This is a genomic window from uncultured Massilia sp. (assembly GCF_913773735.1).
Taxonomy (GTDB): Bacteria; Pseudomonadota; Gammaproteobacteria; order Burkholderiales; family Burkholderiaceae_D; genus Telluria.
In genome coordinates this window covers 185,247-211,544 of sequence record NZ_CAJYEB010000041.1, presented here as the reverse complement: position 1 = coordinate 211,544, position 26,298 = coordinate 185,247, and the positions used below count along the sequence as shown (strand labels likewise).

The window sequence follows — 26,298 nt, the reverse complement described above, 5'->3', positions numbered from 1 at the left end:
CTACGTGCGCAAGGTCGAGAAGGTCGGCGGCGCTCCGTACAACGTCGAGTTCGACAAGTTCCCGGACCAGAAGGATCCGGGCAAGTAAGCGGACAAGTACTCGAGCGGTAAGACTACACGCCGGGCGTTGAGCACGCCCGGCGTGTAGTCTTCCCGCTCGATTACTTGTCCGCTTACTTGCCCGGATCCTTCTGGTCCGGGAACTTGTCGAACTCGACGTTGTACGGCGCGCCGCCGACCTTCTCGACCTTGCGCACGTAGACGGTCTGCACCACGTCGCGGGTCTGCGCGTCGATCGTGATCGGGCCGCGCGGGCTGTCGATCTTCATCCCCTTGAGCACGGCCATCGCCTTGTCGCCGTCGATCCTGCCACCCAGCTTGTTGCTGACCTGGTAGATCGCGTTCATGCCGTCGTAGGCCGCCACCGCCATGAAGTTCGGCCGCCCGGCGTTCGGGCTGGCCGCGGCGAAGCTCTTCAGGAAGGCCTCGTTCTCGGGCGACTTGTGCGCGGCCGAATAGTGGAAGGTCGTGATCACGCCGAGGGTGGCGTCGCCCATCGCCGGCAGCACGTGGTCGTCGGTCAGGTCGCCGGTGGCGATCACCTTGATGCCGGCATCGGCCAGGCCGCGCTCGCGGTAGCCCTTCATGAAGGCCACGCTCTGTTCGCCGGCCGGCACGAACACGAACACGGCGTCCGGCCTGGCATCCTTGATGCGCTGGATGAAGGGCGCGAACTCGGGATTGCGCAGCGGGACGCGGATCGCCTCCACCACCTTGCCGCCGTTCTTCTGCAGGCGCTCGCTGAAAGCCTTCTCGGCATCGATGCCGGGGCCGTAGTCGGCCACCACCGTGACCACTTTCCTGACGCCGTTCCTGACCGCCCAGTCGCCCATCGGCGCCGAGATCTGCGGCAGCGTCATCGACACGCGCGCGATGTAGTCGGACTTGGTGGTGATCACCGAGGTGGCCGCGTTCATCACGATCATCGGCGTCTTCGCCTGCTGGGCGACCGGCGCCACCGCCAGCGCTTCCGGCGTCAGGCCGAAGCCGGCCAGGAAGTCGACCTTGTCGCGCACCACCAGTTCCTGCGCCAGGCGCTTGGCGATCTCCGGCGACGGGCCGGTGGTGTCCTTGTAGATCACCTGGATCTTCTTGCCCGCGACCGTGTCGCCGTTCTTCGCCATCCAGGCCTTGATGCCACCCTCCATCTGCTTGCCGTAGTCGGCGAAGGGGCCGGAGAAGGCGGCGATCACGCCGATCTTGATGGTGTCCTGGGCGTGTGCCGGCAAGGCGCCGAGGCCCGCCAGCGCGGCCAGCGCCGCTGCAATCGTCCTGCGTTTCATGGGTCGTGTCTCCTGGTTTTGATCGGTGTGCCGGCATGTCCGGCCTGCCGGCGCTGTCGTGCGCCGGCCACAAGCGCTGGTTGACAACGCTTGGGTTACGACAATAGTATTAATTCAGCGTTCGATAAGCAACTACTTGTTCGATAAACGAACGTCTCAACAATAAACCGGAGACATAATGAAGAAGATCACCTGCAGCGCGATCGCGCTGGCGTGCGGCCTCGCCGCGTCCGCCGCCCATGCCCAGACCTCGGTCCAGATCTACGGCATCGTCGACAGCGGCATCGCCCACATGACCAACGTCAACGCGGCCGGCGACTCGGTCACCAAGATGCCGTCGCTGACCAGCTCCTTCCCGTCGCGCATCGGCTTTCGCGGCACCGAGGACCTCGGCGGCGGTCTGCAGGCCTTCTTCGTGCTGGAAAACGGCTTCGCGATGGACGTCGGCACCATCGGCCAGGGCAACCGCCTGTTCGGGCGCCAGGCCGCCGTCGGCCTGAAGGGATCGTGGGGCGCGCTGAGCCTGGGCCGCCAGCTCAACATGACCTACCTGGCGGGCCTGAAGACCGACGTGCTGGGGCCGCACCTGTTCGCGATCGGCAGCATCGACCCCTACCTGCCGAACGCGCGCAGCGACAATTCCATCGCCTACATGGGCAACTTCAACGGCTTCACCATCGGCGCTACCTGGAGCCTGGGACGCGACGCCTCGGCCGCCGGCGGCCCGGCCGCCACCAACTGCGCCGGCGAGGTCGCCGGCAATGCGCGCGCCTGCCGCCAGTACACCGGCCTGTTCGGCTACGAGACCAAGGAATGGGGCCTGAACACCTCGTACGACCGCATGTACGGCAATACCGGCGCGGCCGGCGGCTTGACCAGCAGCGCCAACACCGACATCCGCACCACCGTCAACGGCTTCGTGATGCTGGGCGCGACCAAGATCGGCGGCGGCGTGATCGACCGCGAGACCAATGCCGCCACCGGCCGCACCGATTCCGACTTGTACTACCTCGGCGTCAGCCATCCGATCGGCGCGGTCACCATCGACGCCCAGGTGGCGCGGCGCGACACCAAGGATTCCAGCGCGGACGTCAACATGATCGTGGCGCGCGTGACCTACAACTTCTCCAAGCGCACCGCGGTCTACGGCTCGGCCGGCCGCATGGACAACAAGGGCAACTCGGCGGTGGCGCTGGATGCCGGCGGCACCGTGGGCGCGGGGATGGCGCAGAACGGCCTGATGGTCGGCCTGCGCCATACCTTCTGAGCGGAGCGGGGATCCGTCCCGGCAGACAGGAGCGTAGGGTGGGCACCCCGTGCCCACCGAACGTTTGCGTCATGCCGGCGTTTGGTGGGCACAGGTGCCCACCCTACGAACGATGTTCGACCGCAGCGGAATTCAGGGCAGCAGCACCGACAACTCCTGGGCCCCGCGCAACAGCACCGGCAGGAATTCCTGCTTCATCCTGTCGACGCTGACGCGCGCGGCCTGGGCGCCGACGTTCAGGCTGGCCAGCACCTGGCCCGAGGCGCCGCGCACCGGCACCGCGATCGAGCGCAGGCCGAGTTCCAGCTCCTCGTTGTTGATCGCGTAGCCGTCCTGGCGCACGCCGGCGAGGATCTCGCGCAGGCGCTTCTGGCCGACGACGGTGTGCTCGGTCATCGGGCGCAGCTTGACCCGGGCGAGGTAGGCGTCCAGTTCCGCGGCGGGCAGGTGCGCCAGCATCACCCGGCCCAGCGAGGTGCAGTAGGCGGGCAGGCGGCTGCCGGTGTTGAGCGCGACCGACATGACGCGCGAGGCGGCCGAACGCGCCACGTACAGCACCTCGTCGTCGTCCAGCACCGCCAGCGAACTCGATTCGCCCAGCTCGCGGGTGATGGCGTTCAGGCAGGGCTGGCTGGACACCGTGAGCGGCGTCGACGACAGGTAGGAATAGCCGAGGGTCAGGACCTTGGGGCGCAGCGAGAAGTTGTTCAGTTCCGCGCCCACGTAGCCGAGCTGCTGCAGCGTGTACAGGCAGCGCCGCACGGCGGCGCGCGGGATGCCGGTCTTCTGGCTGATCTGGGCGATGGTCTGGGGCTTGCGCGAGTCGCTGAACGCGCGCACGACGGCCAGCCCGCGCGCCAGCGAGGTCATGAAGCTGGGGTCGGTGAGGGCGTCGATCTGCTCGGCGATGGTGAGTTCGCGCTCTTCCGGCGCGCTTGCCGCTGCCGGCTGTTCTTGCTTGGTTTTCGGCTTGGTCATGGAGGAATTCTAATGCAGGAGGGGGCACACGACTGGTCTTTTTTCTTGACCTTGCGGCGATCGAGCCATACACTTTGTTGAACGGTAATCGACCATTCGTCCGATTATCGAACATCCTCGCGACGAATTCAAGCGCGCCGCCAGGCGCGCAGAAGAGGCAGAACCATGATTGATAAAACCTTCGAATCGCTGGAACGCGCCGTCGCCGACGTGCACGACGGCGCCACGGTGATGATCGGCGGCTTCGGCAATGCCGGCATGCCGGCCGCGCTGATCGACGCGCTGATCGACCAGGGCGCGCGCGACCTCACCATCGTCAACAACAATGCCGGCAACGGCGAGACCGGGCTGGCGGCGCTGCTCAAGGCCAGGCGGGTGCGCAAGATCATCTGCTCGTTCCCGCGCCAGGCCGATTCGCACCACTTCGACGCCCTGTACCGCGCCGGCGAGATCGAGCTGGAGCTGACCCCGCAGGGCAACCTGGCCGAGCGCATCCGCGCGGCCGGCGCTGGCATCGGCGGCTTCTTCACGCCCACCGGCTATGGCACGCTGCTGGCCGAGGGCAAGGAGACGCGCCTGATCGACGGCCGCCACTACGTGCTGGAAGCGCCGATCCACGCCGACTTCGCGCTGGTCAAGGCGCTGCGCGGCGACCGCTGGGGCAACCTCGTGTACCGCAAGACCGCGCGCAACTTCGGCCCGATCATGGCCATGGCCGCCAAGGTCACCATCGCCCAGGTGGCGCAGGTCGTGCCGCTCGGCGAGCTCGATCCGGAAGCGATCGTCACCCCGGGCATCTTCGTCCAGCGCGTCGTCCAGGAGGCAGCATGAGCACCGACAAACCGGTCCGCGGCTACAGCCGCGACCAGATCGCCGCGCGCGTGGCGCAGGACATCCACGAAGGCGCCTACGTCAACCTCGGCATCGGCCTGCCGACCAAGGTGGCCAACTACCTGCCGGCCGACCGCGAGGTGTTCCTGCACAGCGAGAACGGCGTGCTCGGCATGGGGCCGGCGCCGGAACCCGGCGAGGAAGACGAGGACCTGATCAACGCCGGCAAGCAGCCGGTGACGCTGCTGACCGGCGGTTCCTTCTTCCACCACGGCGACTCGTTCGCGATGATGCGCGGCGGGCACCTCGACGTCTGCGTGCTGGGCGCCTTCCAGGTGTCGGAACGGGGCGACCTGGCCAACTGGCACACCGGCGCCCCGGACGCCATCCCCGCCGTGGGCGGCGCGATGGACCTCGCCATCGGCGCCAAGCAGGTGTTCGTGATGATGGACCACCTCACCAAGCAGGGAGAAAGCAAGATCGTGGAACGCTGCACCTACCCGCTGACCGGGGTGGCCTGCGTCAACCGCATCTATACGGATCTCGCCGTGCTCGACGTCACCCCGCAGGGCCTGGCCGTGCGCGAGCTGGCGCCGGGCGTGGATTTCGACGCGCTGCAGGCCGCGACCGGCGTGCGGCTGCTGCCGCCAACGAACAAGGAGCAAGCATGAACGATGTGTACATCTGCGACGCCGTCCGCACCCCGATCGGGCGCTACGGCGGCGCCCTGAAGGACGTGCGCGCCGACGACCTCGGCGCGATCCCGCTGCGCGAGCTGGTGCGCCGCCATCCCGGCGTCGACTGGAGCGCCGTCGACGACGTGGTCTACGGCTGCGCCAACCAGGCCGGCGAGGACAACCGCAACGTCGCGCGCATGGCGGCGCTGCTGGCCGGCCTGCCGCAGGAGGTGCCCGGCACCACAGTCAACCGCCTGTGCGGCTCGGGGATGGACGCGGTCGGCATCGCCGCGCGCGCCATCCGCAGCGGCGAGGCGGAACTGATGATCGCCGGCGGCGTGGAGTCGATGACGCGCGCGCCCTTCGTGATGGGCAAGGCGGACGCGCCGTTCTCGCGCAAGGCCGAGATCTACGACACCACCATCGGCTGGCGCTTCCCGAACAAGCGCATGCAGGCACTGTACGGCACCGACGCGATGCCGGAAACGGCGGAAAACGTCGCCGTCGACTTCGGCGTCTCGCGTGCCGACCAGGACCGCTTCGCGCTGGCCAGCCAGCAGAAGGCCGCGCGCGCCCAGCGCGAAGGGCTGTTCGACGACGAGATCGTGGCGGTGACGCTGCCGCCGGCAAAGCGCGGCGCCGAGCCGGGCGTGTTCGCCCAGGACGAGCACCCGCGCGAGACCAGCCTGGAGGCGCTGGCGAAACTCAAGGGCGTGGTGCATGCCGAAGGCAGCGTCACCGCCGGCAACGCCTCGGGCGTGAACGACGGCGCCTGCGCGCTGCTGCTGGCCAGCGCCGAGGGCGCGCGCCGCCACGGATTGACGCCGCGCGCGCGCATCCTCGGCATGGCCACGGCCGGCGTGGCGCCGCGCGTGATGGGCATCGGCCCGGCGCCGGCCACGCGCAAGCTCCTGGCGCGCCTCGGCATGGACATCGGCCAGATGGACGTCATCGAACTGAACGAGGCGTTCGCCTCGCAGGGCCTGGCGGTGCTGCGCGAATTGGGCGTGGCCGACGACGATGCGCGCGTGAACCCGTACGGCGGCGCGATCGCGCTGGGCCATCCGCTCGGCATGAGCGGCGCGCGCCTGGTGACCACCGCGATGTACCAGCTGCAGCGCACGGGCGGACGCTACGCGCTGTGCACGATGTGCATCGGGGTCGGGCAGGGTATCGCCATGGTCATCGAGCGCGTCTGAAGCGCCCTCCGCAAGCCGCGACAACCAGAAAAGAGAAGCAGGAGACAAGCATGGACAAGCAGACACTGGAACGAGGGGGGCAGCCATGATCGGCAACATGATCGGCGTGCTGTTCGACGGGATCGCCTACGGCAGCCTGTTGTTCCTGATTAGCGTCGGCCTTTCGGTAACGATGGGCATGATGAACTTCATTAACCTGGCCCACGGCGCCTTCGCCATGATCGGCGGCTACGTCTGCGTGACCCTGCTGGGCCGCCTCGGGCTGCCGTTCCTGGCCACGCTGCCGCTGGCCTTCGTGGCCGCGGCCCTGGTCGGCCTGGTACTCGAGCGCACCCTGTACCGCCGGCTGTACAAGGCCAGCCACCTCGACCAGGTGCTGTTCTCGATCGGCCTGACCTTCATGGCGGTGGCCGGCACGACCTGGCTGTTCGGTCCGACCCAGCAGCCGGTCAACCTGCCCGACTGGCTGCGCGGCCAGGTCCACGTGCTGGGCCTGGACCTGGGCGTGTACCGCCTGTTCCTGATCGGCGTGGTGGTGCTGGTGACGGCCGCGCTGGTGCTGCTGATCGAGCGCACCCGCTTCGGCGCGCGCATCCGCGCCGCGGTCGACAACCAGACCGCGGCCGAGGGCCTGGGCATCAACGTCAGCCGCGTGTTCAGCCTGACCTTCGCGCTGGGCTCCGGCCTGGCCGGCCTGGGCGGCGGCCTGGGCATCGACGTGCTGGGCCTGGACCCGAGCTTCCCGGTCAAGTACATGGTGTACTTCCTGCTGGTGGTCGCCGTCGGCGGCGCCGGTTCCATCAAGGGGCCGCTGATCGCCGCCCTGATCCTCGGCGTGTTCGACGTCGCCGGCAAGTACTACGTGCCGGAAGTGGGCGCCTTCGTCATCTACACGCTGATGGTGGTGCTGCTGATCCTGTTCCCGGCCGGGCTGGTGCGGAGGAAGGCATGAGCGTCCTGTCGAATTCCGCCGCCAAATCGCCGTCCCCAACCGCCACCGCGCCGAAAGCCGCCATGAAGACTCCCATGCGCCTGCCCAACGACCGCTGGAAGCCGCTCGAGATCGCGTTCTGGCTGCTGCCGGTCGCGGCCTACTTCCTGTTCCCGAACCACCTGGTGCTGGTCAGCCAGATCATGATCGTCGGCCTGTTCGCGCTGTCGCTCGACCTGATCCTGGGCTATGCCGGCATCGTCTCCCTCGGCCATGCCGCCTTCTTCGGCCTGGGCGCCTACACCGCCGGCCTGCTGTCGGTGCACGGCTGGGGCGAGCCGGTCTCGGGCCTGTTCGCCGCCGCCCTGGTGGCCGGCGTGGTCGGCTTCGTCGCCAGCTTCCTGGTCATCCGCGGCCAGGACCTGACGCGCCTGATGGTCACGCTGGGCATCGGCCTGATGCTGTTCGAGGCGGCCAACAAGGCGGCCTTCCTCACCGGCGGCGTCGACGGCCTGTCCGGCATGATGGTGAACAACCTGTTCGGCGTGTTCGAGTTCGACCTGTACGGCAAGACCGCCTTCTGGTACAGCCTGGGCGTGCTGTTCCTGCTGTTCGTGTTCCTGCGCCGCCTGGTCAATTCGCCGTTCGGCATGTCGCTGCGCGGCATCCGCGAAGGCGGCAAGCGCATGCCGGCGATCGGCGCCAACGTCGAGCGCCGCCTGAAGGTCGCGTTCACGATCGGCGCCGCCATCGCCGGCGTGGCCGGCGCGCTGCTGGCCCAGACCACCCAGTTCGTCGGCCTCGACTCGCTCGGCTTCCCGCGTTCGGCCGAGCTGATGATCATGCTGGTGCTGGGCGGTACCGGACGCCTGTACGGCGCGCTGGTCGGCGCGGCCGTGTTCATGGTCGCCCAGGACTACATCTCCGGGCTCGACCCGACCTACTGGCAGTTCTACATCGGCCTGCTGCTGGTGCTGATCGTGCTGTTCGCCCGCGGCGGCATCATGGGCGGCGCCGAGAAACTGGTGCAGCGCCTCAAGCCTGCGGCACGCAAGGAGGAAGCATGAACGACACCACGCTGCGCACCGAGGCGCTGTCCAAGCAATGGGGCGCGTTCAAGGCCAATACCGACGTCTCGCTGACGTTCGCGCCGGGCGCGCGCCACGCGCTGATCGGCCCGAACGGCGCCGGCAAGACCACCTTCATCAACATGCTCACCGGCGCGCTGGCGCCGTCCGGCGGCAAGGTGCTGTTGGGCGGCCGCGACATCACCGGCCTGCCGCAGCACGAACGCGTCAAGCTGGGCATGACCCGCACCTTCCAGATCAACACCCTGTTCGCGGGCATGACCGTGCTCGAATCCGTGGTGCTGGCGATCTGCGAGCGGCGCGGCCTGCAGAAGGTGTGGTGGAAGACCGTCGAGAAGCACGCCGACGTGGTCGAGGAAGCGATGGCGCTGCTGGCCACGCTCAAGCTCACCCAGGAAGCGAACAGCATCACGCGCAGCATGGCCTACGGCAAGCAGCGCCTGGTCGAGATCGCGCTGGCGCTGGCGACGAAACCATCGATCCTGCTGCTGGACGAGCCGGCCGCCGGCATCCCGCAGGCCGAGAGTCGCGAACTGTTCGAGGTGATCGCGCAGCTGCCGCGCGACGTCACGATCCTGTTCATCGAACACGACATGGGATTGGTGTTCCGTTTCGCCGAGCGCATCACGGTGCTGGTGGGCGGCAGGGTGCTGACCGAAGGCACGCCCGCCGACATCGCCGCCGATCCGCGCGTCAAGGAAGTCTACCTGGGGGAGGCGGAACATGCCTGAACTGCTCGCATTCGACAAGGTCTGCGCCGGCTACGGCGAATCGATCGTCCTGGAGGACGTCTCGTTTTCCATGCAGGAGGGCGACAGCCTGGCCCTGCTGGGCCGCAACGGCGTCGGCAAGACCAGCCTGCTGGTCACGCTGATGGGCCTGACCCGCCTGCACCGCGGCGGCCTGCGCTGGGCCGGCCAGGACATCGCGCGCATGCCGACCTGGCGCCGCGCCTGCACCGGCCTGGGCTGGGTGCCGCAGGAGCGCCACATGTTCCCCTCGCTGAGCGTGGAGGAGCACCTGACCGTGGTGGCCCGTCCCGGCCCGTGGAACCTGGCCAAGGTCTACGAACTGTTCCCGCGCCTGCACGAGCGCCGCGCCAACATGGGGAGCCAGCTGTCGGGCGGCGAGCAGCAGATGGTGGCGATCGCGCGCGCGCTGATGACCAATCCGCGCATCCTGCTGCTGGACGAGCCGATGGAAGGCCTGGCGCCGATCATCGTGCAGGAACTGGTGCGCGCGATCCGGCGCCTGGTGGCCGACGAGGGCATGTCGGTGATCGTGGTCGAGCAGCACGCGCGCCTGGCGCTGTCGCTGACCGCGCGCGCCATCGTGCTCGACCGCGGCCGCATCGTCCACGATTCCGACAGCGCCAGCCTGCTGGCCGACGGCGACAGGCTCGACCGCCTGGTGGCGGTAGCCTGACCAGCGGACCCATAGCCAATAACGACAAAAGGAGACACCCATGCAACAACCCCCGAACACCCTCCGCCGCGCCCTGCTGGGCGCCGCCATCCTGGCCGCCGCCGTCGGCCCCGGCAGCGCCGCCGCCGCCGAACCGCTGAAGGTCGGCCTGATCGTGCCGATGTCCGGCCCGTTCGCCTCGACCGGGCGCCAGGTGGACGCCGCCGTCAAGCTGTTCCTGCAGCAGAACGGCAGCACCGTGGCGGGCCGCGAGATCCAGGTCATCCTGAAGGACGACGGCGGCGTCTCGCCCGACGTCACCAAGCGCCTGGCCCAGGAGCTGGTGGCGCGCGACAAGGTGCAGGTGCTGGCCGGCTTCGGCCTGACCCCGCTGGCCTTCGCCGCCGCCCCGGTCGCGACCCAGGCCAGGGTGCCGATGATCGTCATGAACGCGGCCACCTCGGTCATCCCGCAGCGCTCGCCCTACATCGTGCGCACCGGCTTCACGCTGCCGCAGGTGACGGCGCCGCTGGCCCAGTGGGCGGCGAAGAACGGCATCAAGTCGGTGGTGACCTTCGTGTCCGACTACGGTCCGGGCATCGACGCCGAGAAGGTGTTCGTCAAGGACTTCGCGAAGGCCGGCGGCAAGGTCGTGGCATCGCTGCGCGCGCCGCTGCGCAACCCGGACTACGCGCCGTTCCTGGCGCGCGTGAAGGATGCGAAGCCGGACGCCGTGTTCGTGTTCGTGCCCTCGGGCGAGGGCGCGGCCGTGCTCAAGCAGTTCACCGACCGCGGCCTGGGCGCCGCCGGCATCCGCCTGATCGCCACCGGCGACGTGCTCGACGACGACCTGATGCCGAGCATCGGCAACGCCGCGCTGGGCGTGGTCAGCAGCCACCATTACTCGGCCGCGCATCCGTCGCCGGAAAACAAGGCGTTCGTCGCCGCCTTCACCAAGGCCAACAAGGACATGCGTCCGAACTTCCATGCGGTGGGCGCCTACGACGGCATGCAGCTGCTGTACGCGGCCCTCAAGAAAACCGGCGGCAACAGCGAAGGGCCGAAGCTGCTGGAGGCGATGAAGGGGATGGCGTGGACCAGCGTGCGCGGCCCGGTCGTGCTCGACGCGGCCACGCGCGACCTGGTGCAGACCGTGTACATCCGCAAGGCCGAGCAGGTCGACGGCGGCGTCTACAACGTCGAGTTCGACAAGGTCGAGAAGTTCCGCGATCCGGGCGTGGACTGATCCGGGGAGGGCACCCTGACACGTCTCCCCGGCGCAGGCCGGGGGCCAATGTCGTGGCGTCGCTGCGAACTTGGGTCCCGGCCTGCACCGGGACGACGGCGTGGTGCGCTCAGGCCGCGACGCCGTCCACCCCCGGCAGCGCCAGCGGCGCGCGGCTGTGCGCGTTGTTGGCCTCGACCAGCTTGGCCAGCAGTGCCATGAACGCTTCCTGCTCCGGTTCGCTCAACGGCGCCAGCAGGCGTTCGCGCAGGCGCGCCGCGCCCGGTTCCAGCGCCGCCAGCAGGCGCGCGCCCGCCGGGGTGATCGACAGGGCGCGCTGGCGCCGGTTGTGCGGGATCACCTTGCGCTCCAGCAGTCCCTTGTCTTCCAGCCGCGCGCACACCGTCGCGCCGGTCGAGGTATCGATGGCCGCCAGGCCCGCCAGCGACACCTGGTCGATGCCCGGATGCCCCGCCAGTTGGCTCAGCAGCGCGTACTGCACCGGCGTCAGCTCGCCGCCCATCTCGTCGTGGAAGATCGACACCGAAATCTGCTGGGCGCGGCGCAGCAGGTGGCCCGGGTGCTGGTACAGGTCGCGCATCGGGTGGAGCGCGTCGGTATCGATCGCGGTGTCGGTCGGCATGATGTCCATCGGTCTTGGTGCGGCGCACCATCGAAATAGTCCTGGCGTAGTTTACTTCGGCCGCCAAACGCAGGATACTTTTTAAAACATTCAGTGTACTGAATATTAAACCATAAGGAGACAAGCATGTTCCCCAAGAACGCCTGGTACGTGGCCTGCACCCCGGACGAGATCGACGGCAAGCCGCTGGGCCGCCAGATCTGCGGCGAAAAGATCGTGTTCTACCGCGGCGCGCAGGGCAAGGTCGCCGCCGTCGAGGATTTCTGCCCGCACCGCGGCGCGCCGCTGTCGCTCGGCTTCGTGCGCGACGGTAACCTGGTGTGCGGCTACCACGGCCTGGAGATGGGCTGCGAAGGCAAGACCGTCAGCATGCCGGGCCAGCGCGTGCGCGGCTTCCCCTGCATCCGCAGCTACGCGGTGGAGGAGCGCCACGGCTTCATCTGGGTCTGGCCCGGCGACAAGGCGCTGGCCGACCCGGCCACCATCCACCACCTGGCCTGGGCCGAGGATCCGGAATGGGCGTATGGCGGCGGTCTGTACCACATCGACTGCGATTACCGGCTGATGATCGACAACCTGATGGACCTGACCCACGAGACCTATGTGCACGCCAGCAGCATCGGCCAGAAGGAGATCGACGAGGCGCCGGTGAACACCAAGGTCGAAGGCGAACAGGTGGTCACCAGCCGCTTCATGGAGAACATCATGGCGCCGCCGTTCTGGCGCGCCGCGCTGCGCGGCAACGGCCTGGCCGACGACGTGCCGGTGGACCGCTGGCAGATCTGCCGCTTCGACGCGCCCAGCCACGTGATGATCGAAGTGGGCGTGGCGCATGCCGGCAAGGGCGGCTACCACGCCGACCCGGCGCACAAGGTGTCGAGCATCGTGGTCGACTTCATCACGCCGGAAACCGAGACCTCGCACTGGTACTTCTGGGGCATGGCGCGCAACTTCAAGCCGCAGGACAAGGAACTGACCGACACCATCCGCACCGGCCAGGGCAAGATCTTCGGCGAGGACCGCGAGATGCTCGAGCTGCAGCAGCAGAACATCCTGCGCCATCCCGAGCGGCGCCTCCTGATGCTGAACATCGACGCCGGCGGCGTGCAGTCGCGCCGCATCATCGACCAGTGGCTGGCGCGCGAGCAGGCCGGGCAAGCCGCGCCGGGCAAGGTGGCGGCATGAGCACCATCGAAGTGAGGGTCGCGCACAAGCGCAGCGAGGCCGACGGCATCTGCAGCTACGAACTGGTGCGCACCGACGGCGCGCCCCTGCCGCCGTTCGAGGCCGGCGCCCACATCGACGTGCACCTGGGCGAGCAGCTGGTGCGCCAGTACTCGCTGTGCAACGCCCCGGGCGAAACGCACCGCTACCAGATCGCGGTGCTGCGCGACGCCGCCTCGCGCGGCGGCTCGCAGGCGATGCACGACGCGATCGACACCGGCTCGGTGCTGCGCATCGGCGCGCCCAGGAACCTGTTCCCGCTGGTCGAGGCCGAGCGCACGCTGCTGCTGGCCGGCGGCATCGGCGTGACGCCGATCCTGGCGATGGCCGAGGCGCTGGCGGCGCGCGGCGCGGCCTTCGAGATGCACTACGCCGCCCGCGCGCCGGAGCGCACCGCGTTCCGCGAACGCCTCGGCGCGGCGCCGTTCGCGCACCGGGTGCACTTCCACTACGACAGCGGCGATGCGGCCCAGCGGCTCGATCCGGCCACGCTGCTGGCCGCGCCCGACGCCGGCACCCACGTGTACGTGTGCGGCCCGCAGGGCTTCATCGACCACGTGCTGGGCAGCGCGAAGGCGCTGGGCTGGCCGGCCGCGCAACTGCACGTCGAGTACTTCGGCGCCGCCGCCGTCGACACCAGCGGCGATGCGCCCTTCGACGTGCGCCTGGCGTCGAGCGGCAAGGTCGTGACCATTCCCGCCGGCCAGACCGTGATCAAGGTGCTGGCCGAGCACGGCGTCGACATCCCGTATTCGTGCGAGGAGGGCGTGTGCGGCACCTGCCTGACGCGGGTGCTGGAGGGCGTGCCGGACCACCGCGACCTGTACCTGACCGAGGAGGAGCAGGCGGCCAACGACCAGTTCACGCCCTGCTGTTCGCGCGCGAAGACGCCGGTGCTGGTGCTGGATTTGTAAAGCGAGCGCGGATGTCCGGCATGTTGTCATCCGCGCCATCTGGAGCGATTGCTACCGCCCCAGGTAATCCTTCATGGCAGCGCCGAGCTCGGGTGGAAGCATGTCCAGATTGATGTGCTGGTTGTGCAACTCGAACTTCAATCGGGCTGGACCGCCGAAGGCCCGTTCGAGCCGGCGCACCACATCCGTGGCAAGCTGTCCGAGTATCGGCGGCGTGAGGGCGTCGTCGAAATTCCGTTGATCGAATACGTCGCGTGCCGGATCGAGCGGCTCGCAAGTCGATCCGTCGACACGAAGGACGAGACCCAGATCCTCCGTCTCGAATCGTTGATGTGCCGGCCGCCCGTCCAGCCAGACGTCGTAGCCGCCGGTCACATAAAAAATCCGGCCCGATGCATCGCGAGCCTGACCGTACACGAACCATACGGAGTGAAGGTTCTCGGTATCGGTCAATGTCTCGCAATTGCTCAGCACCTGGGGCGGAAGCGGGTCGAACTTTACGCGTGCCAGTTCGTAGTGGAGTCCGAACACGGGCTCCCGCACGATGCGCGGAGCCGGATCGGCTGCGAACACTGCAGCATTGCCCAGGACGAGGAACGCACCGACCGCGGCGTGCTTGATGAAGGAAAATTTGTGCATCCAGGCCTCGCTCAGGGACGGTAGAAAACGTGGGGCGGCTTGTTCTTGCGGTAGCCATCGCCGGACCAGAAGTCGCGCTGGACGAAATCCGAGATCCAGTTCTTGCCGTCGTAGGCTGCAATATGGCCGGACGGGTTGCCGCCCTTGTAGGGTTGGATGACAACGATGTCGCCTTTCAGCGGCCGATATTTGTCCAGCTCCTCGACAGGGTGTTCACGAAACCCCATCCTGAGCAGCGTCGGCCCCCAGGTCCTGGCGTCGTTCAAGTGCCCGGTGGTGTCTCCGCCCCCAGCTTCAAGGGCTTGGCGCACGAACCTGGCGCACCTGCGCATGCTCTTCTTGCCGGCATGCTTGCGCAGATGGGCGGTAAATTTGTCCACGTTGACAGCGGCCATGCCGTCACCTATGCGATAACCTTGTTGGCCGATAGGTCCCAGCCTCCCGCGGTACTGCCGCCGGCACCGCCGGTGATTTTCTGCTGGGTGTACTTCCAGGTTACCTTGGCGAATTTCAAGCACATATGTTCCTGCATGCCGATTCCCGGCTGGATGCCTGGCTTGACAGAACTGATCAACACGCTTTCCAGGGCCATTTCGAAATACCTGACCCGCTCGCCGTTGCCATCGGCGCGAAAGAACTCGAATCTGGCCTTCGGAATCGTCTTGCCCATCGCGCAGTGTTGCAGCAGGAGCGGGGTAGAGAGGTCGGTGTGCTTGGTGACCAGCACTTCGTCGAATTCGGCCCGTGCGGTCGTATGGCCGCCTGCCGTCGAGCTGACGGGGCTGCGCGGCTGGTCCACGCCGAAGTCCACGTCCAGGCACTCGATCCATTCCCTGTGCTTGTCGTCCATCGATTCGCCCTTGATGCCTTCGATTTGCAGATATGCGTCGATTGCCATGGTGTTTTGGCTCCTGTCGAGTTGGATTCGATGACGAGACCATGTTGGTTGCTGCGGACCTTGCGGTACGCGCAGCACCAGTGCCGTCTGGAGGTGATGCGCGGCGATTATTGCAGGGCTGGCTCGGGGGCCTATTGGAGGAGGTCAACGTTGACGCTGCGGGCGTTCAACGACGTGAAGGAAGATTGTCCCGGGATGGGCATCTGTAGACAAGCATGCCCCACTACCGCCTGGGCGGAAGCGAGGCATATCGATGTAAGGGGTTACAGCCCCGCGACAAACCCCTCCACCGCCCTGGCAAACGCCTCCGGCTGCTCCGCCGCGCTCACGTGCGACGCGTCCTCGATCACCGTCAGCGCCGCGCCCGGGATGCCGTCGGCCAGCGCCTGCGCCATCGATACCGGCGTGCCCTGGTCCAGCGCGCCGGCGATCACCAGCGTCGGCACCGCGATGGCGCCCAGGCGCGCGGCGGTGTCGACCTTGCCGACCGCGTCGCAGCAGCCGGCGTAGCCGACCGGATCGGTGGCGACCAGGCGGCGCCGGAAGCGGGCCACCGTGGCCGCCTGGCGCGCGCGGAAGGCGTCGTGGAAGTAGCGCGCCATGACGGTGTCGGCGACCGGCTCGATGCCCCGTTCGCGCACGATGGCCACGCGCTGTTCCCAGCCCTCGCGCGCGGCCGCCGGGTAGCCGCTGGTGGTGTTGGCCAGCACCAGCGCGCGCACCAGCGCCGGGTGGCGCAGCGCCAGTTCCTGGCCGACCATGCCGCCCATCGACAGGCCGATCCAGACCACCGGCCCGGTATCCAGTTCGCGCAGCAGGCGCGCGGCGTCGTCCGCCAGCTCGGCCATCGTGTACGGGCCCGGGGGCGCGTCCGAGCTGCCGTGGCCGCGGTGGTCGTAGGCGATCACGCGGTGGTCCTGCGCCAGCCGGTTGGCCAGGCCGTCCCACATCGCCAGGTCGCAGCCCAGCGCGTGGCCCAGCACGATCGTGTGGCGCGGCGCCTTGCCGCTCCGCGGTTCGCGCACGCTGTAGTGCAGGACCGGGGCGCTGGCCGTGCGGCCTTCGCGGCCGCTGCCGCTGTGCGCCGCCGCGGCCGGGTCGGCCGGCTCCAGCACGTAGCCGATCTGTTCTCCCACCTCGCGCAGGATCGCCAGCGTGTGGGTGAAGGCCGTGTTCGCGGCCGGCACGCCGGCATAGATGGCCGACTGCATCAGGATTTCCTTGATCTCGTCCGGGCTCAGGCGGCTGTCGGCGTCGCCCAGCAGCGCGGCGCGCACGTGCAGCTCGAATTCCTCCCAGCGGCCCAGCGCGATCGTGATCGACAGGACGATGGCGCGCCGCGTCTTGTGGTCGAGGCCCGGGCGGCCCCAGATCTCGTGCCAGGCGAAGCGGGTGATCAGGTTCTGGAAGTCGGCATTGAAGCCGTTCGCATTGTTCAGCGAACGGTCGACCCAGGCGTCGCCCAGGACGCTGCGGCGATTCTGCAGGCCGCGTTCGAAATCATGGTCAAGCGGATCGAAACTCATGGCAGCTCATTCGTGAAAAGGGTGGGTGGCGTCGAGCGCGGCCATGGCCGCGCGCAGCGCCTGCAGTTGGCGTTCCGCCAGGCGGCGCGCGGGGGCCGTGGCCGCGACCGGATCGAACACGGCGGCCAGCTTGTCCGGGTCGACCCGGGCGCGCAGCGCCGGGTCGGCCTCGATGGCCTCGCGCAGCAGCGGTTCGAGGTCGCGCTTGTCGGCGGCGGCGCGCCGGGTCAGCTGCTCCAGCAGTTCATGGGCGCGGGGCCGGCCGATGGCGCTCGCGAGGTAGCCGGAGGCCGCCTCGGCGAACACCTGGCCGTGCAGCGCATGGATGTTCTCCAGCATGCGCGCGCGGTCCACCGCCAGGCCGCCGAAGGCTTCGCCCAGCGCGGCCAGGGCGCCGTGCGCGGACAGGAACAGTTGCGGCCATTCGGCCAGCTCGGCCTGCCAGTTGCCCAGGCCCCGCTCGTGCTGCTGGTCCATGCAGGCCAGCAGCGCGGCCGCGTGCTGCGGGGTGCGGCGCGCGGCGGCCAGCGCGATCATGGCCGATACCGGGTTGCGCTTGTGCGGCATGGCCGACGAGCCGCCGCGGCCGTTGCCGGACGGTTCCGCCAGCTCGGCGATCTCGCCCTGGGCCATCAGGCCGAGGTCGGTGGCCAGCTTGCCCAGGCTGCCGCCCAGCACCGCCACCTCCAGGCCCAGCCTGACCCATTCGTCGCGCTGGGTGTGCCAGGCGGCGTCGGCCACCTTCAGGCGCAGCTCGGCCGCGACGCGCGCGGCCACGGCGTCGCCGTGCGTTCCCATCACGGCCAGCGTGCCGACGGCGCCGCCCAGCTGCAGCTGCAGCGCGCGTCCCGCCGCCTCGCGCAGCCGCGTGCGCGCGCGCACCAGCGGCGCCAGCCAGCCGGCCGCCTTGAAGCCCAGGCTCGTGACCTGGGCCGGCTGCATCAGCGTGCGCGCCAGCACCGGCGTGGCCAGGTGTTCCTCGGCCAGGTGCAGCAGTTGCCCGGCCAGGTCGCGCAGGCCGTCGTCGAGCAGGCGCAGCGCCTCGCGCGTGGCCAGCACCAGCGCGGTGTCGATGACGTCCTGGCTGGTGCTGCCCCAGTGCACGTGGCGCGCCGCCTCGGCGTCGTACAGCGCCACCGTGCGGGTGAGTTCCTTCACCATCGGGATGGCCAGGCTGCCGGCGCGGCGGCCGGCGCGCACCAGCGCGGGAATGTCGTACAGCTGGGCATTGCAGACGCCGCCGATGGCGCTGGCCGCGGCCGGCGGGATCAGGCCTTCCGCGGCCTGGGCGCGCGCCAGCGCCGCCTCGAACGCGAGCATGGCCTGCACCACGGCCGCGTCGTCGAAGGCGGCGACCATGTCCGGCGTGGTGAGAAAATTGTCGAAGATCGATACGCTCACGTGGGCTCCCGTTCCTGGTTGCTGTCGGATGACGGGATCAAGCGTAATCGAAGAAGACGGTTTCCTGCTCGCCCTGCATGCGGATGTCCCAGCGGTAGTGGCCGTCGTCCGCCTTGCGCGCGAGCAGGGTGGCGCGGCGCGCTTCCGGCACCTGGGCCAGGATCGCCGATTGCGCCAGGCCGGCGTCGTCCTCCAGGAACACGGCGGTGAACTGGTGCTTGACCAGGCCGCGCGCGAACACGGTGACGTAGGCCAGCGGTTCGCCGCGCGCGCCCGCCTGCGGGGCCGCGATGCGCAGGCTGAATTCGCCGTCCGCGCCGCTCGGGATGCGCCGGAAGCCCGGGATCAGCTGCTCGGCCTCGGCACCTTCGCCGTCCGGCGTCCAGGCCTCGATCTGGGCGTCGTCGATGGGCCGGCCGTCGCCGTCGAGGATGACGCCGGTGATGAGGACGGTCGGGCCGCTGGTCTTCAGGTTGCCCGGCATGCAGGCTTCGGCGGCCCAGCGCCAGGCCTCGTGCGAGAACGGACCGATGGTCTGGGAAGTGGTGATCTTGCTCATCGTGCGGTCTCCTTACAGGTCCATCGGGGTGGCGTCGCGTCCGCGCAGGACGATGTCGAATTCGTAGCCGAGCATCTCGCTGCCGACCGTGTGTTCCAGGCTGAAGCGCGAGATCAGGCGCTGGCGCGCGGCCTCGTCGGGCACGCTCTGGAAGATCGGGTCGTAGTCGAACAGCGGATCGTTCGGGAAGTACATCTGGGTCACCAGGCGCTGCGCGTACACGTTGCCGAACAGCGAAAAGTGGATGTGGGCCGGGCGCCAGGCCTTGTCGTGGTTGCCCCAGGGGTAGGGGCCGGGCTTGATCGTGACGAAGCGGTAGCGGCCCTCGCCGTCGGTCAGCATCTTGCCCACGCCCTGGAAATTCGGGTCCAGCGGCGCCGCGTGCTGGTCCTTGCTGTGCCAGTAGCGGCCGGCCGAATTGGCCTGCCAGACCTCGACCAGCGAATGGCGCACCGGCTTGCCGTCCTCGTCGACGACGCGGCCCGTGACCACGATCTTCTCGCCCAGCGGCTCGCTCTCGCCGTGCGCGGTCAGGTCGGTATCGTTGGGCAGCAGGATGCGCGGGCTGGCGGTGATGTTGCGCGTGACCGGCACCGGCGCGTCGATGCGCAGCATCGGCTGGGTGGGGCCGCGCTTGACGGTCGATTTGTAGGCGGGATAGACGAGTTCGGGGTAGACGCCCGGCTCGATGGCATCGAATTTCACAGCGTGTCTCCTTGTGGATGGCATGGTTGGCAGGACGATGGTAGGGGAGCGGCGGCGCCCGCGGCAAGATGGCCATGTACGGTGGCGTTCACTCTGCGCGCACTTTGTGCGATACTCGCCCAAAACGGGGGGCAATCGACGGATGGGGGACAAACACGCGGCGCCGCTCGCGCGCGACCTGGTGGGCGGCCTGGAAAAGGGATTGAAAGTCATCGAGGCGTTCGACCAGGAGCGCTCGCGCTTGAGCATCGCCGAGGTGGCCGAGGCGACCGGGCTGACGCGCGCGGCGGCGCGCCGCTACCTGATCACGCTGACCCACCTGGGCTATATGCGCCACGAGAACAAGCTGTTCTCGCTGACGCCGGCCGTGCTGCGGCTGGGCCAGTCCTACCTGCATTCCGCGCGCCTGCCGCGCATCGCCCAGCCGCCGCTGTACCGCCTGGCCTATTCGCTGGGCGAGGCCGCCTCGGTCGGGGTGCTCGACCACGACCAGCTCGTCTGCGTGGCGGCCGTCAGCGCGGGACGGCTGGTGTCGGCGACGCTGCAGCCGGGCACGCGCGTGCCGGCCTGGTGCACCGCGAACGGGCGCATGCTGCTCGCCGCGCTGCCGCAGGACGCCATCGAACGCTTCCTGGACCAGGCCACGATCGAACCCATCACCCAGCACACCATCGTCAACAAGGAGCGCCTGGCGCTCGAGATCGCGCGCGCCCGCGCCCAGGGCTATGCGCTGGTCGACCAGGAACTGGAACTGGGCCTGCGCGCCATCTCGGTCCCGCTGAAGAACTTCCGCGGCGAGGTGGTGGCGGCGATGAACGTCAGCGTGCATGCCGGCCGCCTGCCGGCCGAGCAGATGATCGAGCGCTGCCTGCCGGCGATGATCAAGACGCAGGTGGAACTGGGGGCGATGCTGTAGCCGCCACCCCGCCGTCGCCCCGGCGCAGGAGGCTGTCGCAAAAGGCGCATGGCGGCGTTGCTGCGCCTCGTCGTGCACTCGCACTGTCTTCGGCGCCGCGCCTTGCCCTGCACCTTTTGCGACAGCCTCGCAGGCCGGGGCCTAATGTCTGCGTGCATGTCGATGACGCATGAAACCTGGATCCCGGCCTGTGCCGGGATGACGGTCTTTCTGCCGACGATCCTGTTTCGGCCAGGTCGCTACTAGCCTTCGTCCGCCCGTGTGCGCAGCCTGAATTCCTTGGGCGTCATCCCCACCTGCTTCTTGAACAGGCGGCTGAAGTAGGCCGGATCCTGGAAGCCCAGCTCGTAGGCGATGGCCGCGATCCCGGCCGGGATGTAGGTCAGCTTGCGGCAGGCTTCCAGCATCAGGCGTTCCTGGGTGATTTCGAACGCCGACTTGCCGGCGATCTTCAGGCACAGCCGGTTCAGGCGCACCGGCGCGACGCGCAGCTGCGCGGCGTACTGCCCGACCCGCCACTGTTCGCGGTAGTGGCGCTCGACCTCGATCCGGAAGCGGCTGAACAGCTCGAACTCCCCCGACCCCGACTGCTCGGCGATGCGCCGCTCGGCCTGCACGCGCGCCAGCATCAGCAGGACGCAGCGCACCAGCCAGTCCAGCATCAGCGTATGGCCCTGGCGCGGCCAGGTGGCTTCGGCGATCAGGTTCTGCAGCAGCGCCTCGATGCGGTCGCGCGCGTCGGGCACGGCCAGCAGGCCGATCGCCAGCGGTTCCACGAACAGGGACGTGAACAGGCTGCCGTCCTGGCCGGCGGCCGCGAACAGCAGGTTCTGGTCGATCGTCAGCACGTAGCCGTAGGCTTCCTCGGAAAACGCGAACCCGTGCGGCAGCGAGGGGTGGATGGTCAGCGCCACCGGTCCGTCGAGTTCGCGCCGGACGTCGCCGAGGGTGGCCTGCACCTGGCCGCCGAATAAAAAAAGTACCTGGAACAGGCCCGCATGGGTATGGGTGTCGATGTGCCAGTCGTAGCGCCGGCTGCGCGTCTCGATGAGTTCGATGTGCACGCCCTCGGCGTCGGCGCCCCGCGTCAGCTCGCCGTAGAGGGCGAACTGGGGGATGCTGGCGGGGGCCTGGGCGCGGGTGCTGGGCATGGCGGTGGACCGGGGCGGCCTGGATGGGATGAAAAAATAGTACAAGTTTTTTCCATTTTCATCCATTCATATCTACCGGGTGCCGCACTAGCATGGACGTCAACAGAACAGATAACGGAGACACCATCATGCGTACCCAAGTCGCCATCGTCGGCGCCGGGCCGGCCGGCCTGTTGCTATCCCACCTGCTGCACCTCGAAGGCATCGAGTCCATCGTGCTCGAATCGCGCAGCCGCGCCGAGATCGAGGCCACCATCCGCGCCGGCGTGCTCGAACAGGGCAGCATGGACATCCTGAACGAGGCCGGCGTCGGCGCGCGCATGCGCAAGGAAGGCGCGCTGCACCACGGCATCGAGCTGGCCTTCGGCGGCCGCCGCCACCGCATCGACCTGAGCGGCCTGACCGGCAAGGCGATCACCGTCTACCCGCAGCACGAGGTCATCATCGACCTGGTCGCGGCGCGCATCGCCGCCGGCGGCCAGCTGCTGTTCGAGGCCAGCGACGTGGCCATCGCCGGCATCGACGGCGTCCGGCCGACGGTCTCCTTCATGCACGACGGCCAGGCGCGCCGCATCGAGGCCGACTTCGTGATCGGCTGCGACGGCTTCCACGGCGTGTCGCGCCCGATGATCCCGGCCGGCGTGCGCCAGGACTTCCAGCGCACCTATCCGTTCGGCTGGTTCGGCATCCTGGTCGAGTCGGCGCCGTCGTCGGACGAGCTGATCTACGCGCGCCACGCGCGCGGCTTCGCCCTCGTCAGTACCCGTTCGCCCACCGTGCAGCGCCTGTACTTCCAGTGCGATCCGCGCGACCACGTCGACAACTGGTCGGACGACCGCATCTGGGCCGAGCTGCATGCGCGCCTGGAAAGCGACGACGGCTGGCGGCTCAAGGAGGGCCGCATCTTCCAGAAGAACATCATCGGCATGCGCAGCTTCGTGTGCGCGCCGATGCGCTCCGGACGGCTGTTCCTGGCCGGCGACGCCGCCCACATCGTGCCGCCGACCGGCGCCAAGGGCATGAACCTGGCGATCTCGGACGTCAAGCTGCTGTCGCGCGCGCTGCAGGCCTACTACCGCGGCGGCAGCGAGGAGGCGCTCGACCGCTATTCCGGCGAGGCGTTGCGGCGGATCTGGCGCGCCGAGTTCTTCTCGTGGTGGATGACGCGGCTGCTGCACACCTTCGAGGATGCGTCGCCGTTCGACCGCCAGGTGCAGCTGGCCGAGCTGGAGAACATCGTGTCCTCGACCGCGCTGAGCACGGCGCTGGCCGAGAACTACGTGGGGGCGTTCTAGCCGCATACCGTCGTCCCGGCGCAGGCCGGGACCCAATTGCTGCGCTTCGACAGCGCATGCAAGATTGGGCCCCGGCCTGCGCCGGGGCGACGTGTCGATGTCGCGGATGGCGTTTGTCAGGCAGGTCCCGGCATCAGGCCTGCGACAGCGGCGCCGGATCCTGCGCCACCGCCGCCGCCGCCTTGGCCGTGCCGCCGCCGCTGATGCTGGCGCCGTCGTCGCGGCGCAGGCGCCAGAACACGAAGGACGACAGCACGGTGACGATGGCCAGCGCCAGGAAGGCGTGGTGCAGCGCCTGGGTCACCATGACCTGGTCGGTCTGCGCCACGCGGCCCAGGAACCAGCCCGTCACCAGCGAGCCCCAGGCCAGGCCGAAGCTCATCGACAGCTGCTGGAAGGAGCTGGCCATGGTGCTGGCCATGCTGGAATCCTTCTGCTCGATGTCGGCGTAGGCGAGCGTGTTCATGCTGGAGAACTGCAGCGAGTTGAAGAAGCCCTGCAGCAGGCCGATGCCGGCGATCGCGTACCAGGGCGTGCCCGGGCCGACCAGGGCGAACAGCGCGATGGTGAGCCCGATGCAGATGGTGTTCGTCACCAGCACCTGGCGGTAGCCGAAGCGCGCCAGCATCTTCGGCGCGATCAGCTTCATGCCCATCGCCGCGGCGGCGGTCGGCATCATCAAGAGGCCCGACTGCCAGGCCGGCAGCTTCAGGCCGAGCTGGTACAGCAGCGGCAGCAGGAAGGGCAGGCCGCCCACGCCCAGGCGCGTGATGAAGCCGCCCAGCACCGAAATGCGGAAGGTGCGCACCTTGAACAGCGCCAGGCGCAGCAGCGGAAACTGCTCGCGGTTCGCGTGCCAGCCGTAGGCGGCCAGCAGCGACACCGACAGCACCAGCATCAGCACCATCGTGATGCCGTCCAGCGTGTGTTCGCCGAACACTTCCAGCAGCCAGGACAGGATCGCGGTGCCGGAGCCGAACAGGATCAGGCCGATCGCGTCCAGCGGACGCGGCTCGGCGCCGTGGTAGTCCGGCATGTGGCGCAGCACGAAGTACAGCGCCAGCAGGCCGACCGGCACGTTGACGAAGAAGATGGCGCGCCACGAGGTCCAGTGCACGATCAGCCCGCCCACGGTCGGCCCCAGCAGGGGACCGATGAGCGCCGGCAGGATCACGAAGTTCATCGCCCTGAGCAATTCGTTCTTGGGGAAGGTGCGGATGATCGACAGGCGCCCGACGGGCATCATCATCGCCCCGCCGATGCCCTGCAGCAGGCGCGCGGCCACCATCATCGGCGCGTTCAGCGCCAGGCCGCACAGCACGGAAGCGATGGTGAAGATGGCGATGGCGGTGGCGAACACGCGCCGGGTGCCGAAACGGTCGGCCATCCAGCCGCTCACCGGGATGCCCACGGCGAGGCTGAGGATATAACTGGTGACGACGGACTTGAGGCTGAGCGGCGTGACCTCGAGGCTGGCCGCGATGCTCGGGATGGCGGTATTGACGATGGTGGCGTCGAGCTGCTCCATGAACAGGGCAGTCGCGACGAGCCAGGGCAGGTAGCGTTTGACGGTGTCGGTATCGGTCATGCCCGATTGTCACATATTCGGGGCGTGCCGGCTTGTACCGCAGCGCCGCCGGAGCCGGCGGCGGTTGCGGATCGTGCGGCCGGGAGTTCGTGGCCGCCACAGGCCGCGCGGCTGAGAACCGGGGTCAGAGCCGCTGGAAAAGCAACACCGGGCTCCGACCCCTCCCTGACTCAGAAGTGATACGCCGCGCGCACCAGCGCCACGTTCACCCCGCCGTTCGGGTGCTTGATGCCGCCGTTCGAGTAGTGCTGCAGGCGCACGCCCAGGTCCAGCTTGTTCGAGAACACGTAGCCGACGCCGACGTGGTCGGCGAATTCGAACGCGGTCGACAGCTGGCGGTGGGTGTTGCGGTACACGCTCGAGAACACGCTCAGGCCGATGCCGGCTTCGCCGTAGAAGCCCAGCTTGTCGTCGGCTTCCCAGCGGAACACCGGGGTCAGGCCGATCACGCCCAGGTTCTTGCGGCGGTCCTGCACGTCGTCCCAGCGGTTGGCGCGCCAGTAGGCGATGTTGGCGTCCCAGTAGCCGGACAGGTGGTAGCCGTGGGTCGGCAGCCAGTTCCTGTTCCAGTCCTTCTGGGCCGACAGGCGCAGCACCTGCACATGCTCGCCGCCGCCGCCTTCCAGCGACACGGAATCGACCAGGCCATCGGCGGCAAAGCCGGCTTGTGCGGCGGACAGGGCGGCGACGGCCGCCAGGGTGCGAACGATATTTTTCATGTGGATTCTTGCCTTCGATAGGGAATGAAGGCCGCACAAACGCTGATCATTGGCGGCCAAACCGGTATTGTAGCGATGTCGCGGGGTTTGCGTGGTCACCCTGCCAATCGTTAAAGTACAGTCAACATGCCAACCACACCCACGACACCCATTTTGAAACTAACCGACGAAGGAGCAGCATGACGACCCCGACAGTAGCGTTCCTCGGCATCGGCTTGATGGGCAAGCCGATGGCGGCCCGGCTGGCCCAGGCCGGCGTCGCGCTGCGCGCCTGGAACCGCAGCCCGGCCAAGGCCGAGGCCCTGCGCGCCGCCGGCGCCGTGCCGCAGGCGCACCTGGCCGATGCCGTCGCCGGGGCGGACATCGTCATCTCGATGCTGGAAGCGGGACCCGTCGTCGCGGCGGTGCTCGAGGCGGCGCTGCCGCACCTGGCGCCGGGCACCCTGTGGATCGACATGAGCTCGACGCGCCAGGACGAGGCGCTCGCCTGCGCCGCCCGCCTGGCCGCGCACGGCTGCCGCTTCGTCGACGCGCCCGTGTCCGGCGGCGTGGTCGGCGCCGAGCAGGGCACCCTGGCCATCATGGCCGGCGGCAGCGTGGAGGACGTGGCGCGCGCCGAGCCGGTGCTGCGCGTGCTCGGCACGCCGACGCGGGTGGGGGAGGCCGGCAGCGGCCAGGTGGCCAAGCTGTGCAACCAGCTGATCGTGGGGGCGACGCTGAACGTGGTGGCCGAAGCGCTGCTGCTGGCGCAGGCCGCCGGCGCCGACCCGGCCGCCGTGCGCGAGGCGATCCGCGGCGGCTTCGCCGGCAGCCGCATCCTCGACCTGCACGGCCAGCGCATGCTGGACCGGAACTTCATCCCCGGCGGGCAGGTCAAGACGCAGCTGAAGGACCAGGGCAACATCCTGGCGGCGGCGCAGGCGGCCGGCCTCACGCTGCCGGTGACGGCCCTGGTGACGCGGCAGTACGAGAGCATCGTGGACGCGCTGCCGGCGGCGGACCATGCGGCGGCGCTGATCGCGCTGGAGAGGATGAATCCGGGGAAACGGCTGGGGACGAAGCCGGACGCGCTGCCGCCAACCTGACCACGTCGTCCCGGCGGAGGCCGGGACCCGATAGCGTAGCGCAGGGACCGCGCGCAACATTCGGCCCCGGCCTGCGCCGGGGCGACGTAATG

27 protein-coding genes are annotated in these 26,298 nt (G+C 68.8%); 14 read left to right on the top strand and 13 right to left on the bottom strand.

Annotated elements, in window-relative coordinates; all coding sequences use genetic code 11:
* Positions 1–173: 173 nt before the first annotated feature.
* Positions 174–1,343: an ABC transporter substrate-binding protein gene (locus QZ749_RS21805; protein WP_296951372.1), complete on the bottom strand. Its 1,170-nt coding sequence runs from the start codon at positions 1,341–1,343 to the stop codon at positions 174–176.
* A gap of 178 nt (positions 1,344–1,521) precedes the next feature.
* On the opposite strand from QZ749_RS21805, the gene QZ749_RS21800 reads away from it, so the two are divergent.
* Positions 1,522–2,610: a porin gene (locus tag QZ749_RS21800; protein WP_296951371.1), complete on the top strand. Its 1,089-nt coding sequence runs from the start codon at positions 1,522–1,524 to the stop codon at positions 2,608–2,610.
* A gap of 132 nt (positions 2,611–2,742) precedes the next feature.
* On the opposite strand, the gene QZ749_RS21795 is transcribed toward QZ749_RS21800, so the two are convergent.
* Positions 2,743–3,588 carry an IclR family transcriptional regulator C-terminal domain-containing protein gene (locus QZ749_RS21795; protein ID WP_296951368.1) on the bottom strand — a complete coding sequence of 282 codons (846 nt, stop codon included), beginning with the start codon at positions 3,586–3,588 and terminating at the stop codon, positions 2,743–2,745.
* A 165-nt stretch (positions 3,589–3,753) separates the two neighbouring features.
* Here QZ749_RS21795 and QZ749_RS21790 point away from each other — a divergent pair, with 165 nt between their 5' ends.
* The 8 genes from QZ749_RS21790 to QZ749_RS21755 all read left to right on the top strand — a co-directional run bounded on the left by QZ749_RS21790 (position 3,754) and on the right by QZ749_RS21755 (position 10,964).
* Complete coding sequence (locus tag QZ749_RS21790; protein ID WP_296951366.1) at positions 3,754–4,419, top strand: 3-oxoacid CoA-transferase subunit A; 666 nt, start codon at positions 3,754–3,756, stop codon at positions 4,417–4,419.
* Positions 4,416–5,090, top strand: a complete 675-nt coding sequence (locus QZ749_RS21785) for a CoA transferase subunit B (RefSeq protein ID WP_296951364.1) — start codon at positions 4,416–4,418, stop codon at positions 5,088–5,090. The genes QZ749_RS21790 and QZ749_RS21785 overlap by 4 nt, the downstream gene beginning before the upstream one ends.
* Entirely contained in the window at positions 5,087–6,295 is a 1,209-nt protein-coding gene (gene pcaF, locus QZ749_RS21780) for a 3-oxoadipyl-CoA thiolase (RefSeq protein WP_296951361.1), read from the top strand. The genes QZ749_RS21785 and pcaF overlap by 4 nt, the downstream gene beginning before the upstream one ends.
* Before the next feature lie 85 nt (positions 6,296–6,380).
* Positions 6,381–7,247 carry a branched-chain amino acid ABC transporter permease gene (locus tag QZ749_RS21775; protein ID WP_296951358.1) on the top strand — a complete coding sequence of 289 codons (867 nt, stop codon included), beginning with the start codon at positions 6,381–6,383 and terminating at the stop codon, positions 7,245–7,247.
* Between the two features lie 62 nt (positions 7,248–7,309).
* Positions 7,310–8,293 (top strand): branched-chain amino acid ABC transporter permease, encoded by a 984-nt coding sequence (locus QZ749_RS21770; protein ID WP_296951356.1) that lies wholly within the window; start codon positions 7,310–7,312, stop codon positions 8,291–8,293.
* Positions 8,290–9,045, top strand: coding sequence for an ABC transporter ATP-binding protein (locus QZ749_RS21765; RefSeq protein WP_296951353.1), 756 nt, complete (start codon positions 8,290–8,292; stop codon positions 9,043–9,045). Before QZ749_RS21770 ends, QZ749_RS21765 begins: the two co-directional genes overlap by 4 nt.
* Complete coding sequence (locus tag QZ749_RS21760) at positions 9,038–9,739, top strand: ABC transporter ATP-binding protein (RefSeq protein ID WP_296951350.1); 702 nt, start codon at positions 9,038–9,040, stop codon at positions 9,737–9,739. The genes QZ749_RS21765 and QZ749_RS21760 overlap by 8 nt, the downstream gene beginning before the upstream one ends.
* A gap of 40 nt (positions 9,740–9,779) precedes the next feature.
* The gene (locus QZ749_RS21755) at positions 9,780–10,964 is read left to right on the top strand and encodes an ABC transporter substrate-binding protein (RefSeq protein ID WP_296951347.1); all 1,185 of its coding nucleotides are present in this window, start codon (positions 9,780–9,782) and stop codon (positions 10,962–10,964) included.
* Positions 10,965–11,073: 109 nt separating this feature from the next.
* Here the strand turns inward: QZ749_RS21755 and QZ749_RS21750 are convergent, their stop codons facing one another.
* Positions 11,074–11,586, bottom strand: a complete 513-nt coding sequence (locus QZ749_RS21750) for a MarR family winged helix-turn-helix transcriptional regulator (RefSeq protein ID WP_296951344.1) — start codon at positions 11,584–11,586, stop codon at positions 11,074–11,076.
* A gap of 126 nt (positions 11,587–11,712) precedes the next feature.
* Between QZ749_RS21750 and QZ749_RS21745 the strand changes: the two genes are divergently transcribed.
* Positions 11,713–12,771 carry an aromatic ring-hydroxylating dioxygenase subunit alpha gene (locus tag QZ749_RS21745; protein ID WP_296951342.1) on the top strand — a complete coding sequence of 353 codons (1,059 nt, stop codon included), beginning with the start codon at positions 11,713–11,715 and terminating at the stop codon, positions 12,769–12,771.
* Positions 12,768–13,724 (top strand): PDR/VanB family oxidoreductase, encoded by a 957-nt coding sequence (locus QZ749_RS21740; protein WP_296951339.1) that lies wholly within the window; start codon positions 12,768–12,770, stop codon positions 13,722–13,724. Before QZ749_RS21745 ends, QZ749_RS21740 begins: the two co-directional genes overlap by 4 nt.
* A gap of 51 nt (positions 13,725–13,775) precedes the next feature.
* On the opposite strand, the gene QZ749_RS21735 is transcribed toward QZ749_RS21740, so the two are convergent.
* The 7 genes from QZ749_RS21735 to pcaH form a co-directional block, all read right to left on the bottom strand.
* The gene (locus QZ749_RS21735) at positions 13,776–14,363 is read right to left on the bottom strand and encodes a hypothetical protein (RefSeq protein WP_296951336.1); all 588 of its coding nucleotides are present in this window, start codon (positions 14,361–14,363) and stop codon (positions 13,776–13,778) included.
* Positions 14,364–14,374: 11 nt separating this feature from the next.
* Positions 14,375–14,758, bottom strand: a complete 384-nt coding sequence (locus QZ749_RS21730) for a hypothetical protein (protein WP_296951333.1) — start codon at positions 14,756–14,758, stop codon at positions 14,375–14,377.
* 8 nt (positions 14,759–14,766) lie between these two features.
* Entirely contained in the window at positions 14,767–15,261 is a 495-nt protein-coding gene (locus QZ749_RS21725) for a type VI secretion system tube protein Hcp (RefSeq protein WP_296951329.1), read from the bottom strand.
* A gap of 263 nt (positions 15,262–15,524) precedes the next feature.
* Positions 15,525–16,787: a 3-oxoadipate enol-lactonase gene (gene pcaD / locus QZ749_RS21720; RefSeq protein ID WP_296951326.1), complete on the bottom strand. Its 1,263-nt coding sequence runs from the start codon at positions 16,785–16,787 to the stop codon at positions 15,525–15,527.
* Between the two features lie 6 nt (positions 16,788–16,793).
* Complete coding sequence (pcaB, locus tag QZ749_RS21715; protein WP_296951323.1) at positions 16,794–18,188, bottom strand: 3-carboxy-cis,cis-muconate cycloisomerase; 1,395 nt, start codon at positions 18,186–18,188, stop codon at positions 16,794–16,796.
* A gap of 37 nt (positions 18,189–18,225) precedes the next feature.
* Positions 18,226–18,747: a protocatechuate 3,4-dioxygenase gene (locus tag QZ749_RS21710; protein ID WP_296951318.1), complete on the bottom strand. Its 522-nt coding sequence runs from the start codon at positions 18,745–18,747 to the stop codon at positions 18,226–18,228.
* Between the two features lie 12 nt (positions 18,748–18,759).
* On the bottom strand, positions 18,760–19,476 hold the full coding sequence (gene pcaH / locus QZ749_RS21705; RefSeq protein WP_296951315.1) for a protocatechuate 3,4-dioxygenase subunit beta: 717 nt from the start codon (positions 19,474–19,476) through the stop codon (positions 18,760–18,762).
* A 118-nt stretch (positions 19,477–19,594) separates the two neighbouring features.
* On the opposite strand from pcaH, the gene QZ749_RS21700 reads away from it, so the two are divergent.
* A complete protein-coding gene (locus QZ749_RS21700; protein WP_296951312.1) occupies positions 19,595–20,368 on the top strand; it encodes an IclR family transcriptional regulator C-terminal domain-containing protein in 774 nt (257 codons plus the stop codon).
* A gap of 242 nt (positions 20,369–20,610) precedes the next feature.
* Here the strand turns inward: QZ749_RS21700 and QZ749_RS21695 are convergent, their stop codons facing one another.
* Positions 20,611–21,519, bottom strand: a complete 909-nt coding sequence (locus QZ749_RS21695; protein WP_296951309.1) for a helix-turn-helix domain-containing protein — start codon at positions 21,517–21,519, stop codon at positions 20,611–20,613.
* Between the two features lie 128 nt (positions 21,520–21,647).
* Here QZ749_RS21695 and QZ749_RS21690 point away from each other — a divergent pair, with 128 nt between their 5' ends.
* Entirely contained in the window at positions 21,648–22,814 is a 1,167-nt protein-coding gene (locus QZ749_RS21690; protein ID WP_296951306.1) for a 4-hydroxybenzoate 3-monooxygenase, read from the top strand.
* Between the two features lie 133 nt (positions 22,815–22,947).
* On the opposite strand, the gene QZ749_RS21685 is transcribed toward QZ749_RS21690, so the two are convergent.
* Together QZ749_RS21685 and QZ749_RS21680 are read right to left on the bottom strand one after the other, a co-directional pair.
* Positions 22,948–24,402 carry a DHA2 family efflux MFS transporter permease subunit gene (locus QZ749_RS21685; RefSeq protein WP_296951303.1) on the bottom strand — a complete coding sequence of 485 codons (1,455 nt, stop codon included), beginning with the start codon at positions 24,400–24,402 and terminating at the stop codon, positions 22,948–22,950.
* Positions 24,403–24,572: 170 nt separating this feature from the next.
* Entirely contained in the window at positions 24,573–25,121 is a 549-nt protein-coding gene (locus QZ749_RS21680; RefSeq protein WP_296951300.1) for an acyloxyacyl hydrolase, read from the bottom strand.
* On the opposite strand from QZ749_RS21680, the gene QZ749_RS21675 reads away from it, so the two are divergent.
* Positions 25,070–26,206 carry an NAD(P)-dependent oxidoreductase gene (locus QZ749_RS21675; protein WP_296951297.1) on the top strand — a complete coding sequence of 379 codons (1,137 nt, stop codon included), beginning with the start codon at positions 25,070–25,072 and terminating at the stop codon, positions 26,204–26,206. The genes QZ749_RS21680 and QZ749_RS21675 overlap by 52 nt on opposite strands.
* Positions 26,207–26,298 lie beyond the last annotated feature (92 nt).